Origin of the sequence: Phaeobacter sp. SYSU ZJ3003 (assembly GCF_041300735.1) — a bacterium.
In the GTDB taxonomy this organism is placed as follows: Bacteria; Pseudomonadota; Alphaproteobacteria; order Rhodobacterales; family Rhodobacteraceae; genus Phycobacter; species Phycobacter gallaeciensis_A.
In genome coordinates this window covers 40,668-53,016 of record NZ_PXNU01000043.1, presented here as the reverse complement: position 1 = coordinate 53,016, position 12,349 = coordinate 40,668, and the positions used below count along the sequence as shown (strand labels likewise).

Here is a 12,349-nt window from a genome sequence, read left to right as displayed (position 1 = left end):
TCCGCCCGCCTCGTCAGGTTCAATTTATCACTGAAACAGAGGCGACAACTATCCTGACTGAGGGGGGGTGCTTGGTTCCATCAAAGGCGTGGGCAACGTGGCACCGGAACTGGAAACCCACATTCACATTACGGAAGCTCTTGCTGAACAGGGGGTGGTGGGCAGGATGGGCGTGATGGATATGGTCTCGGGTGTGCCCAGAACGATGGGGCGGCGGTCTATATCGGATGTAGCAGCAGTGTCAACCTAGGTAGAGTTTCATTATAAGTGCTTGTAAATTATATATAATTACTTGATAAATTTAAGCAGGTTCCAAATGACCAAGCACCGATTGCAAGATGTGGCCACGCTTTGTAAGAGTTTTTTGTCTGATTATCCGGGGGACCGAGATGAAAATGAAAGTCCGACTTTTTAGCCTACCATTCCTGATGGCTGCTGCTGTGCAAAGCACACCAGCCAATGCTCAATCAGTTCTGGAACGCGTGCTCGGTCAGATCGACAATGCAACAAACCTAGCACCTGTTAACGGCACTTATGCCAACATTGCCGAGAATTTAGGTGGAACCGGTGTTGTTGAAACGATGGTGCCTGGAGAGGTTGAGCAAAGCAATATTTTAGACCAAGGCGAAACCGTCTTGTTGGGTTATGTCTATATTGATGGGGGCACTGAAGTCGTTATCACAGGCTCTACTGGAGACGGCAATGATGCTCAGTTCGCAAACGGAGAACCTGTCTATGGCGTGGCCGGGGTCAATGGCATTGATTTGTCAACGGTCACAATCACCGGTGGCGGCAATGGGATAATAATTTCACCCAATCCATCTAGTAGCTATGCAGCTGAGACTGGAAATGCGATAGCGTCAGTGGCTGACGGGGGCGACCTGAACTTGTCCATTCCACTGGGATCGTCGTTGTTTACCCTTAACGGTGATACGGTGGCCTCACTGTCTGCCATCCAACAAATAGGTTCAACCACACTTGATCCCGCTGTTGAGCTTGTAGACGGTATGGTTCCGTCGCTTGTTGAGGTGCAAGGCTTTTATGGCATAGACGGTTCCATCAACAACACCGTTACAGGCATTACAGAGGCCACTGCTGTCGCCACTGCCAGCATTGCCACTGCAACCGAATTTACTCTGCCAACCGTTGATTTTGGCGATATGGCAACTACCGCTCTCGGAGCGGTGAATACGGGCGACATCACGCTTGGCGTCAATTCTGCCGTGGATGAGGCAGCGACCACCTATACAAACGCTATATCCGCTGCATTGACCCAAATCGGAGGGTCGGTTGATACGGGTGCGGTTGTGCTGAACGTGGCCTCCAATATGAGTGCAGTTGATGGGTCCATCAACAACGTGATGAACCAAGTGAATGGGTCTATCGGCAATCTCTCCACGACTGCTCTCGGTGCTGTGAATACTGGAACCATTGTCAGCGGTGTGGATGCTGCTGTGCAGGGTATCGTCGGGATGAGCGGTCAGACGTCGTTCTGAACAACCTTTCCGCTCACGTTAGGATTATTTTGGGGGTCAGTGCTGGAAACGGTGCTGGCCTTTTTGCTTGGCCGTATTCGGTTGCCCACACCCCTTGCTTAACTCACGCCCAGCGGCTTCAGAAAGGTGCTTCTGCCACATTGTTGGCACGCAGTGCAGTGTCATCCTGCCCCTCATCTTGCTCCGAGATTTTGTGCTTATTTTGTGCTTTTGAACGGTGGCCTGCACGGTTCTAGGCTACGGTGTGTGTTGGGGAATGATGAATAGATTCTTCGTCTGAATGGAATAAATTATTGATTTTGTTTGATAAATGCAGGTTTCTAAGTGGGTTGCAGGATGGGGTTAGATGAAACAATTCTGCAATGCAGTGGATTGAAAATCCTCGTGTCGGTGGTTCGATTCCGCCCCCGGGCACCATCTCCTTCGTTCAAGGCATTGTTTTGCATCAGTTTTTGGACTGATCAAGACGAGGCGTAGAACAAATTGGAGAACAATTCACGCAGCCGTGTCTTCGTGAAGGAAGGCATCTACTACTTCACCCGCCGTATCCCAGTAGACCTGCGACAGCACTACTCGTCGGGCAAAATTTCCTACTCCCTAAGGACCAGATCCCGTTCCATCGCTCTTTCGCGGGCGAACAGGGCTGTATGTAAGCTGGACGAGTACTGGTACCATCTTCGCACACAGGATGCGGAACTCCCTGACAAAGACCTCCTCCGGCATGGTCTGACCCGGCAGGCTCATCTCTCTGGAGAGGATACTACTGTCACATCTGATGTTTTGACGCTGTCGGAGGCTGTATTGACGTATCTGCGTCTCAAAGGTCAGGGACGCCCTGAGACCTTCCACCGTGCGGCCCACCGTTCTTGCCGCTACGTGATCGACGTCTGCGGAGACAAACCACTGACAGACTACACCAAGGCAGACGCGAACAAGTTCCGTGATGACCTGATCAAGCGTGGGCTGGCTGGCAGCAGCATTACCCGGATCTTCGGCACCGTCCATGCGGTCTTCAACTTCGCCGTTGCAGAGGTAGGGCTGTCCACCGCAGCGCCGTTTGCCAACGTCTACTATGATCGCAACGCCGGGGTTTCTGGCCTTAGCTCCATCCCTGTGCAGGACATTCGCACCGTTCAAGGTAAATGCGAGAGCGCTGGAGAGAGCAAGAGATGAGCCTTGAAACACCAAACCTATCCACCTGCCCAGCGCCTTGTCCCGCCTGGAACCAGGGGGTCGCCGCCCAGCGATCCGCGAAACTATGTGCTGCAATCCGAACCACCCCTTTGGGCCAAGAGCGGTTGCTTTACCGCTGTGCAATCGCCGGTCAGGATTGTCACGATAGCACTCGGATAAAGGAACACCCGCTATGAAGATCGGCTTTGTTGGCCTCGGCAATGTAGGAGGCAAGCTCGCGGGCAGCCTGCTGCGCAACGGTTTCGATGTCACGGTGCATGACCTCAACCCCGACCTTGTGGCCGAATTCGTCGCGCGCGGAGCCAAGCCCACCAGTGGCCCTCTGGCGCTGATGCAGGACTGTGACGCTGTCATCACCTGCCTGCCCTCCCCGGCCGCCTCTGCAGCAGTCGTCGAGGAAATGCTGCCAGCCGTCGACAGCTCCAAGATCTGGATGGAAATGTCGACCACCGATGCAGGCGAGGTGAAACGACTGGCGGCTCTGGTCGCCGAGCGCGGCGGCGCCACCATGGAATGCCCGGTCTCCGGCGGTTGTCACCGGGCTGACACCGGCAATATCTCGATCTTCGCCGGCTGCGACCGGGACACCTTTGAACGGATGTTGCCAACACTGACCACCCTGGGCCGACGGGTCCTGCACACCGGCGATATCGGCAGTGCCTCGATCCTCAAGGTGATGACCAACTACCTTGCGACGGCCAATCTGCTGACCTGCTGCGAGGCGCTGGTAACGATGAAAGCCGCCGGTATGGACATGAACACCACCTACGAGGCGATGAAGATCTCCTCCGGCACCTCCTTCGTGCATGAGACCGAAAGCCAGGTCATCCTGAACGGATCGCGCGACATTTCCTTCACAATGGATCTGGTGAAGAAGGACATCGGTCTGTTCCAGAGCATCGCGGAGGCCCATGACGTTCCACTGGAGATCAGCCCCCTGATGGTTGGAATTCTGAACGACGGGATCGCGCGGTTCGGTGAACGAGAACTCTCGCCCAACATCATCCGCAGGCTGGAAGAGGCCACCGGCCTGTCGATCACCGCGCCCGGCTTCCCCGCCGAGATGACCGACGACGAGCCGGAAGAACCGGGGTACGAAGTCATTCCCACCGGCCTTTCGGCGCCGCTGGCAAAGCTATTGGACCAGTAAGGCCGGACCTTAAGAAAAACGGGGCGCGATATCCTTTCGCGTCCCGTGTCTTTGGTGTCATTGACGCGCTGCTCAGGCAGAAAAGGGCGGCCTGACCTTCACTTCCAGAAAGTCCTCAAGTCCAAACCGCCCGCCCTCGCGGCCATTGCCCGATTGCTTGAACCCGCCAAACGGCGAACCGTAATCCGTGGCCCGCCCGTTGATGTGAATACCGCCTGCACGCAGGGCCCGCGCCATCCGCAGGGCCCGCGCCTCGTCCCCGGTGGAAATATAGGCGTCCAGCCCATAATCGGTATCATTGGCCAGCGCGATGGCCTCTTCTTCGGTGTCAAAGGGCGTCATCACCAGAACCGGGCCAAAGATCTCCTCGCGCCAGAGTGTCATCTCCGGGGTGACATCGAAAAAGATCGTTGGCCGGGCGAACCAGCCCTGTGCCAGTTCCGCAGGCAGATCTTCGGGGCGTCCCAGCCCGCCAATCAGCAAGGGTGTGCCTTCGTCCATGCCGATCTGGATCATACGTTGCACGCGGTCATATTGCAGTTGATCAAACAGCGGGCCGATGTGATCGCCTTCTTGATGCGGATCGCCGACTGCCTGGGCCGCGGCGGCGCTGCGGGCGATGTCGAGGGCGCGATCATAGACGCTGCGCTCAACCAGCATCCGGGTGGGTGCATTGCAGGACTGACCGGTGTTGTCGAAACACTCCCCCACACCTTCGGTCACGCGCGCCTCCAGATCGGCATCGGCGAAGATCACATTGGGAGATTTGCCCCCCAGTTCCAGTGCCACCCGCTTGATCGTCTCCGCCGCATCACGCGAAACCGCACTGCCTGCGCGGGTGGAGCCGGTAAAGGACATCATCGCCACGTCCTTGTGCCGGGACAGGGCAGCGCCAACCGACGGACCGTCACCGAACACGAGGTTGAATACCCCAGGCGGGAAGCCTGCCTCGTGGATCATCTCAGCAAAGAGTTGCGCCGATAGAGGAGTATGCTCCGAGGGTTTCAAAACGCAGGTACAGCCCGCCGCCAGCGCCGGGATGACCTTCAGCGCGATCTGGTTGATCGGCCAGTTCCACGGCGTGATCAATCCACAAACGCCAATCGGTTCGTGGCTGACGATATCACCGTTGGTCAGGGCTTCTTCTTCCTGATGCGCCTCAAGCGTGGCGATGAACGCCTCAAGATGGCCAAGCCCCGAAGCGGCCTGCACCTCGCGCGACATGGTGATCGGCGCGCCCATTTCAGTGGTGATCGCCTGTGCAAGGTCTTCCATGCGGGCCTGCATCACCTCTGCCAGCCGGTGCAACAGGGCCAGCCGCGTATCCTTCGTCGTCATGGAATAACTGACAAAGGCGGCCTGCGCCGCCGCTACCGCGCGATCCACGTCCTGCGCATTGCCAAGGGTCACCTGCCCCACCTGCGCACCCGTCGACGGGGTCAGGATGGGCATGGTCTGGCTGCTGTCAGGCGCCTGCCAGTCGCCGCCGATATAGAATTCGTTCAGAACAATCATGGTCTCTCTGCCTTTCAGGGTGTCACATGTGCGGTGTCGAGTGTCAGGTGAAGTTCGCGCCCCTCGTAGGGCAACGCAGCGATTGCGGCATCGTCAAGCTCCAGCCCCAGTCCGGGCGCCCGCGAAGGGAGGACATAGCCATCCTCCCATTCGATACCGCCCTTTACGCAGGACATGTAGGGGCCATCGAAACGGCCAATGCTTTCCAGGATCAGGAAATTGGGCGAAGCCGCCGCGATCTGAATATTGGCCGCCGCCACGATCGGTCCGCAATAAAGATGTGGTGCGATCTGCGCCTGTTTGACCTCAGCCATGGCAGCGATTTTCTTGGCTTCAAGCAGCCCCCCGACACGACCAAGGTTCATCTGCAGGATCGAGGCCGCACCCGTCTCAAGTACCCGGGCGAACTCATACTTGGTGCAAAGACGCTCCCCCGCCGCGACGGGGATGGAGGTAAACCGGGCGACCTCGGCCATGGCCTCCGGGCTTTCGGGGGGCACCGGTTCCTCGAACCACAAGGGATCAAAGGGTTCCAGCGCCCGCGCCATCCGCCGCGCGCCCGAAACGGTGAATTGCCCATGCGTCCCAAAGAGAAGATCGACACGGTCCCCCACCGCCGCGCGGATTTCGCGGCAAAAGGCGACCGAGCGGCTGATGTCCTCAAGCCGAGGCTGGTGGCCGTCAAAGATGGTGTAAGGTCCGGCCGGATCGAATTTCAACGCCGTGAAGCCCTGATCCGCCATCTGCACCGCGATCTCGGCCGCGATGCCCGGGTCATTGTAGGCATTGGGCTGATCCGGGTCAGGATAGACGTCGCCGCCGGTGGGGTAGATGTAGGAATAGCTGCGCAGGCGGTCATGCACGCGCCCGCCCAGAAGGTCCGCAACCGGCTTATCCGCGGCCTTGCCCAGAATATCCCAGCAGGCCATTTCCAAGCCCGAGAACACGCCCATGACGCTAACGTCCGGGCGCTGGGTGAAGCCCGCGCCATAGGCCTTGCGGAACAACAGCTCGACCTGCTGTGGATCAGCGCCTTCGAACTGGCGCTCGAACATGTCACGCGCCATGGCGCAGCATACTTCCGGACCAAAGGTGGCGTTGTAGATTTCACCGACACCGGTGATGCCGCAGGCCGTCGTCACCCGGACGAAAATGAAATAGCGCCCGCCGTGGCGGGGTGGCGGGTTGCCGACGACAAAGGTTTCAAGCGTCTCAAGGCGCATATGCTGCTCCGTTTTGATTGGGGGCGATCAACTGCTGTCTTGCAGGATCAGATCTGCTGCGCGCGCGGCGAGCATCATTGTGGGCGCGTTGGTGTTGCCCGAGGTGATGTTGGGAAAAGCCGAGGCATCGACCACACGCAGCCCGGCCAGGCCATGCACGCGCAGCCGCCCGTCGACGACTGAGTCCTGAGGCCCCTCTCCCATGCGGCAGGTGCAGGTCGGGTGGTAGACCGTTGAGGCCCGCGCCCGAAAGGCCTCCAGCAGAGCCTCATCCTCCATATCGGCAAAGCCCTTGGTCTTGCAGCCGGATGTCACCGCCGTGAGCGCAGGCGTTTCTGCCAATCGCTGCAACACCCGGCTGGCACGTACAGCCATCCCGCGATCCTCGGGCGTGGCCAGTGAATTCGCCTCGATCAGCGGCCTTTCGCGCGGATCGGCAGAGCGGATCCGGATACGGCCGCGACTGGTCGGGCGACAGGGTTGCGCCGAGAGCAAGTAGCCTTGCTGCCGGTCCATCACCACCTTGCCTTTCGGCGTGATCTCATAGGACGCCGGATTGCAGAACAGTTGCAGGTTCGGGGCCTGGGCATCCGCACCAGAGCGCACAAAGCCTCCGATCTGGTTCACCGGTACAGACAACGGGCCACGCCGCGTCAGGGCATATGCCGCCCCTGCCCGTAGTCGCCCGGACAGGGTGCCGAGAACCGCGTTGAGTGTCTGCTCCCGCGCATGAAACTGCCACGAAATAGCAAGATGATCCTGAAGCCCTTCGCCGACCTGCGGCAGGTTGTGGCGTACCTCGATCCCATGCTCCCGCAGCAGATCGGCCGGGCCGATGCCCGACAGCTGCAACAGCTGGGGGGAATTGATGGCGCCTGCACTGAGGATCACTTCACCAGCGCGAGCAGTGCATCGCTGGCCACCGCGGGTATATTGCAGACCGACGACGCGGGCGCCTTCCAGGTCAAGCCCTTGCACCTCGGCGCGGGTCAGCAGCGTCAAGTTCGGGCGACGCAGGGCTGGCCGTAGAAAGGCATCGGCGGAGGACCAGCGCATCCCGCCGCGAACGGTACTGCGATAATGGCTAAGCCCTTCTGCGCCCTCTGCGTTCATGTCTTTTGCCGTGCCAAGACCAGCTTCCTGCGCAGCCTGCAGAAAATGATCCGAGAAAGGGTGCATCTGATCGGACAGATCCTGTACCCAGACGGGACCTTCGCCCGTGCCATCCGAGTGGGTCTCCAGCGCTTGATAGGTGTCGCGGGCCTTCGTCCAGTTCCAGCCCTCGGCCCCCGCGCGCGCCCAGTCGTCAAAGTCATGCGGCAGCCCCCGGACATAGGCCATCGCATTAATCGAACTCGACCCGCCGACCACCCGTCCCCGCGGCCAGTAGATGGACCGCCCGTTCAATGCCACATCCGGCGCTGCGTGATCGCCCCAGTTCAATGCGGCCATTGCAAATGTAACGGCATAGCCCACCGGCAGCTTGATCCAGAACTTCCGGTCGCTGCCGCCGGCCTCCAGCAGCAACACGCGATGGCGACCGGACCGGGTCAGACGTTCGGCCAGAACGCATCCGGCCGAGCCTGCACCAACGATGATAAAGTCGTAATCCTGCTCTAGTGGGGCTTCGGTCATTGGCGTAGGTCCGGCTGCTGGAAACGTGTCTCCAGATGCGCGCGGGCGCCCCCGAACTGCAAACAATGTCTATGACTGCTTTGACCCAAATCAGGTTGTGGCAGGAGGGCTTGCCACCCATTTGGCGGCACCCCATGATGGGCCGGTTAAAGAACGGAGCTCCCATGCGCAGGCTGCCTCATGTCAATTGGCTGCGATCCTTCGAGGCAGCGGCACGTCACAGTTCCTTCAGCGCGGCCGCGGAGGAGCTGCACCTGACGCCTGCCGCCGTCAGCCAACAGATCCGCCAGCTGGAGCATCATCTTGGCATCCAGCTGTTCAAGCGCCTGCCAAAAGGCGTGCAACTGACGGATATCGGGCTGGCCTATGCGATCCCGGTCCGCAAATCCTTTGTCGAAATGCAGGCGGCCACCGATGGGCTGTTTCGGGTGCAAAGCAAATCGGTCGTCCGCGTGCGCTGCTCTATCAGTTTTGCAGCCTTGATCCTGGCACCGCTGCTGCGCGATTTTGCGCTGGAGTTTCCGGAGATCGACGTCGAACTCTCCACCGCAGTCTGGTCAGACCGGATTGATGGCGCCGGGGTCGATCTGGACATCCGCTATGGCGAAGGGGAATGGCCAGAGCAGACGGTTCACCCGCTCCCCGTGGAAGGAGCCACGCTGCTGTGTCACCCGGATTATGCCGCCCATTTTGGCCCGGAGCCCGATCAGGAAACCCTAGGCGGCGCGGATATTGTTCAGGTCGTGGGATCGGAAACGGATTGGGACCGCCTGTTTCATCACTGCGGCATTGATGCCCCGCGCCCGCCTCACTGGATGAAGGCCGATTCCTCCTTGATCGCCATGCAGATCCTGTCGGCGGGGCACGGCTGCGCGCTCATCTCGCGCAGTTTTGCCCGCCGCGCGCTGGACGAGGGACGCTTGGTAGCGCCTTTTGATCTGGACCTTCCCATGCAGACAAATTTTGTTCTGGTGGAGCGGGACGATCTGCGCAGGCACCAAGACGTGCGCAAGCTGATCGACTGGCTGCTGGTGCAAAGGATCTAGAATGCAGCGGCTTCCCCGCGCACCCATTCGAGGAAAAAACCCGTGTCTTGCGATGGTGCGCTGGCCGTCGTAACGAAATATCCTGTGCCCAGATCCAATGCCCCCTCAGGCCAGGCCTTCAGTGCTCCGTCCCGTTCTGCCTGCCCCGTGATCGACCGCCACCCTAGCATAAGCCCACGCCCGTCGTAGACCGCCTGCGCCGCCTGCACGTAATTATTGAACACCTGACCTCCACCGCGCGGACGCAGGATGCCGCGAGCCTGAAAATAGTCCTCCCAGCCCGCCCAGTTGCCATTGCTTGGATTGCGGACATGGATCAGCGGCGCCTGGGCAAGCGCGCATCCCTCGGCCAACAGCCGATCTACCAAAGCAGGCGCACCGACTGGGCAAATCGCTTCAGAAAACAGCTTTTCCGTGCGCCCTTCGCGCCAGCCACCACTGCCATAGCGCAAAGCCACATCAATACCGGGCGTCATCACTGGCAAATCGCTCGCCGGAGCCTGCACGTTTACGGTAATATCCGGGTAATCCGCGTAAAACATTGGCAATCTTGGCATCAACCAGTAGGTCGCCATTCCCACGGTGCAAGAGACAGTCACCTGCCGTTCCCCGATGGCATGCAACGCCCGGATATCCTCCAGCGTGGCGGCAATCCGCCCCAACCCTTCACGCACTGCCCGCGACAGCATCTCGCCGGCATCTGTCAGGCGCGCGGGCCGCACCCGCCGGTCAAACAACGCGACTCCCACGTGTTCCTCCAGCGCCTTGACCGCCTGACTGACTGCGGGTTGGGTCACGTTCAGGCGCGCCGCCGCATCCCGCATCGAACCATGCCGCGACAGGGCTTCGAAGGTCACAAGAAGGCGCAGTGGGGGGAGATGTTCCATCGAATAACTTAATCCATTGCTTAAGTTATCTTCATCCGAAACAGGCTGTCGTCAAGGCCCTTTCCCGTGAAATGCTGCATGGCAGAAAGCAAATCAACAAACGCGGCTCCTCCATGAACGATCTCAGCTCCTCCCTCGCTATCCCTGCCGTAACCGGTCTTGGCGAAAAAGGCCTCGACATTACGCTGCCCGACGGCAAGACACACTACTTCAACTACTACTGGCTGCGCGACAATTGCCCCAGTTCCTTCAGCCCGGTCACGCGCGAACGCAGTTTCGATATCTTCCACCTCGACGTGCCCCCGCGCGCCAAAACTGCCGAGCTCGATGGCGACATGCTGGTGATCCGCTGGCAGGACGAAGACCACATCACCCGCCTGCCCCTGTCCTGGCTGGAAACCTATGCGGGCGGCAAGACCCGCCACGATCCCGCCGACCTGTCGCGCGTCGCTTGGTTCGGTGACCATTACCCCTCGGTCCCGCGGTTTTCCCAGCCACAGCTGGTGGCCGATGACGCCACCCGCGCCAAGTGGATCGAGGCGATGCTGGTACACGGCTTCACCATCCTGACTGACATGCCGGACTCCGATGAAGGGCTGACCGAAACAGCCGAGCTGATGGGCTGCGTGCGCCCGACCTTCTTTGGCACCTATTTCGATGTGAAGACCCACATCAACCCGACCAACACCGCCTATACCGCTGGCGCGCTGGAGCTGCACACAGATACCCCGGCCGAGGAGTTCGCCCCAGGCATCCAGTTCCTGCATTGCCGCGTCAACACGGTTGAAGGTGGTGACAGCCTTTATGCCGATGGCGTTGCGGTGGCCAATGACTTCCGCCAGCGCGACCCGGAGGGCTTCAAGCTGCTGACCGAAGTGCCGATCCCGTTTTACTGCGAACATGACACTTATGATGCGCGCTCGCGCCAGTATGTGATCGAGCTGGATCAGCACGGCGAGGTTGAGGGCCTCACTATCAGCCAGCATATGGCCGATATCTTCGACCTCGATCAAAAGCTGCTGGACGATTACTACCCCGCCTTCTGCCGCTTTGGTCGGATGCTGCAGGAAGAGAAATACATGATGCGTTTCCTGATGAAGGGCGGCGAATGCATGGTCTTTGACAACCACCGCATCGTGCATGGCCGCGCCGCCTATACGGCAACCAGCGGCGACCGTTATCTGCGCGGCTGCTACGTGGACCGCTCCGAAATGCGCTCCACCTATCGCGCGCTGGTCAGCGAAGGGCGATTCAAGGCATGACCTACGCAGCAACACTCCGCGATACCGAGACGGTCCTGCGGGAGGATCTGGCAAATGCCTTCCGGATCTGCCACATGCTGGGGTGGTCGGAAAGCGTTGGCAATCACTTCAGCGCAGCGGTCTCAGCCGATGGGCAGCAGTTTCTGCTAAACGCCAAATGGCAGCATTTCGACACCATCGCGCCAGAGGACTTGCTGTTGCTGGACAGCCAGTCCAGGGAAACACCCGCAACGGCGGATGCCTCGGCTTGGTGTGTACACGGCACCCTGCACCGCCGCCTGCCCGAGGCACGGGTCGTGCTACACGCCCATTCGCCCTATGCGACTGCGCTGGCCTGCCTCAAGGACCCAACGATGGTGCCGATCGACAATAACACGGCCCGATTCTACGGGCGCACGGCCTATGACCTTTCTTTTGGTGGCATTGCTGATGCCACCGAGGAAGGCAAGCGGCTGGCCGATGCGATTGGCGACAAATCAGTACTGGTCATGGGCAACCACGGTGTCACCATTGTCGGCGATACGGTGGCGGAGGCCTTTGAGGATCTCTATTTCTTCGAAAAGGCCGCTCAGACCCTGATCCTGGCCCGCTCGGATGGCAGCCCCCTTGCCGTTTTGTCGGATGCCGTTGCGCAGAACACGGCAGACGGCTGGCGCGCCTATCGCGGCATGGCCGAAAAGCATTTTTCATACCTATGTAGCGTACTCACGCAGAGGCAACGCTGAGTACTCCCCCGAACCCTGAGGTCACAGAAACAACAGGTTACCGGGAAATAAGGGTTTCCACGGCGATTAGACGGCACAGTTTAAGCGTTGCCTGCATCAAGGGGGCCCGCTAGCATCCTCAATGGTGTCCGCTAGGCGTACGAAGTGGCCTTTGCAAAGCCGAGGCTCCTTGAGGAGGGAACAGGCATGACCAGCCCTAGAGCGGACATTTGACAG

The 12,349-nt window shown here is 59.7% G+C and carries 10 protein-coding genes and 1 pseudogene; 7 read left to right on the top strand and 4 right to left on the bottom strand.

Features of this window, described 5'->3' with window-relative positions; translation table 11 throughout:
- The first annotated feature begins 389 nt into the window (after positions 1-389).
- From C6W91_RS15730 to C6W91_RS15715, 4 genes and pseudogenes are all read left to right on the top strand, one after another.
- Positions 390-1,496 (top strand): hypothetical protein, encoded by a 1,107-nt coding sequence (locus tag C6W91_RS15730; RefSeq protein ID WP_370571103.1) that lies wholly within the window; start codon positions 390-392, stop codon positions 1,494-1,496.
- Between the two features lie 513 nt (positions 1,497-2,009).
- Positions 2,010-2,120: pseudogene (locus C6W91_RS15725) on the top strand (DUF6538 domain-containing protein); the annotation flags it as partial.
- A gap of 177 nt (positions 2,121-2,297) precedes the next feature.
- Positions 2,298-2,669, top strand: coding sequence for a hypothetical protein (locus C6W91_RS15720; RefSeq protein WP_274831492.1), 372 nt, complete (start codon positions 2,298-2,300; stop codon positions 2,667-2,669).
- A 193-nt stretch (positions 2,670-2,862) separates the two neighbouring features.
- A complete protein-coding gene (locus C6W91_RS15715) occupies positions 2,863-3,840 on the top strand; it encodes an NAD(P)-dependent oxidoreductase (RefSeq protein ID WP_274831493.1) in 978 nt (325 codons plus the stop codon).
- Between the two features lie 72 nt (positions 3,841-3,912).
- Here the strand turns inward: C6W91_RS15715 and C6W91_RS15710 are convergent, their stop codons facing one another.
- From C6W91_RS15710 to C6W91_RS15700, 3 genes are read right to left on the bottom strand one after another with little or no spacing between them, the layout of a single operon-like run.
- Positions 3,913-5,355, bottom strand: coding sequence for an aldehyde dehydrogenase family protein (locus tag C6W91_RS15710; protein ID WP_274831494.1), 1,443 nt, complete (start codon positions 5,353-5,355; stop codon positions 3,913-3,915).
- Between the two features lie 14 nt (positions 5,356-5,369).
- Positions 5,370-6,578 (bottom strand): mandelate racemase/muconate lactonizing enzyme family protein, encoded by a 1,209-nt coding sequence (locus C6W91_RS15705; RefSeq protein ID WP_274831495.1) that lies wholly within the window; start codon positions 6,576-6,578, stop codon positions 5,370-5,372.
- 27 nt (positions 6,579-6,605) lie between these two features.
- Positions 6,606-8,213: a GMC family oxidoreductase gene (locus tag C6W91_RS15700; RefSeq protein WP_370571102.1), complete on the bottom strand. Its 1,608-nt coding sequence runs from the start codon at positions 8,211-8,213 to the stop codon at positions 6,606-6,608.
- 164 nt (positions 8,214-8,377) lie between these two features.
- Here C6W91_RS15700 and C6W91_RS15695 point away from each other — a divergent pair, with 164 nt between their 5' ends.
- Positions 8,378-9,259 carry a LysR substrate-binding domain-containing protein gene (locus tag C6W91_RS15695; protein WP_370571101.1) on the top strand — a complete coding sequence of 294 codons (882 nt, stop codon included), beginning with the start codon at positions 8,378-8,380 and terminating at the stop codon, positions 9,257-9,259.
- On the opposite strand, the gene C6W91_RS15690 is transcribed toward C6W91_RS15695, so the two are convergent.
- Positions 9,256-10,146: a LysR family transcriptional regulator gene (locus C6W91_RS15690; protein ID WP_370571100.1), complete on the bottom strand. Its 891-nt coding sequence runs from the start codon at positions 10,144-10,146 to the stop codon at positions 9,256-9,258. The two genes, C6W91_RS15695 and C6W91_RS15690, sit on opposite strands and share 4 nt — an antisense overlap.
- Before the next feature lie 113 nt (positions 10,147-10,259).
- Here C6W91_RS15690 and C6W91_RS15685 point away from each other — a divergent pair, with 113 nt between their 5' ends.
- Positions 10,260-11,408, top strand: a complete 1,149-nt coding sequence (locus C6W91_RS15685) for a TauD/TfdA family dioxygenase (protein WP_370571099.1) — start codon at positions 10,260-10,262, stop codon at positions 11,406-11,408.
- Complete coding sequence (locus tag C6W91_RS15680) at positions 11,405-12,133, top strand: class II aldolase/adducin family protein (RefSeq protein ID WP_370571098.1); 729 nt, start codon at positions 11,405-11,407, stop codon at positions 12,131-12,133. The genes C6W91_RS15685 and C6W91_RS15680 overlap by 4 nt, the downstream gene beginning before the upstream one ends.
- Positions 12,134-12,349 lie beyond the last annotated feature (216 nt).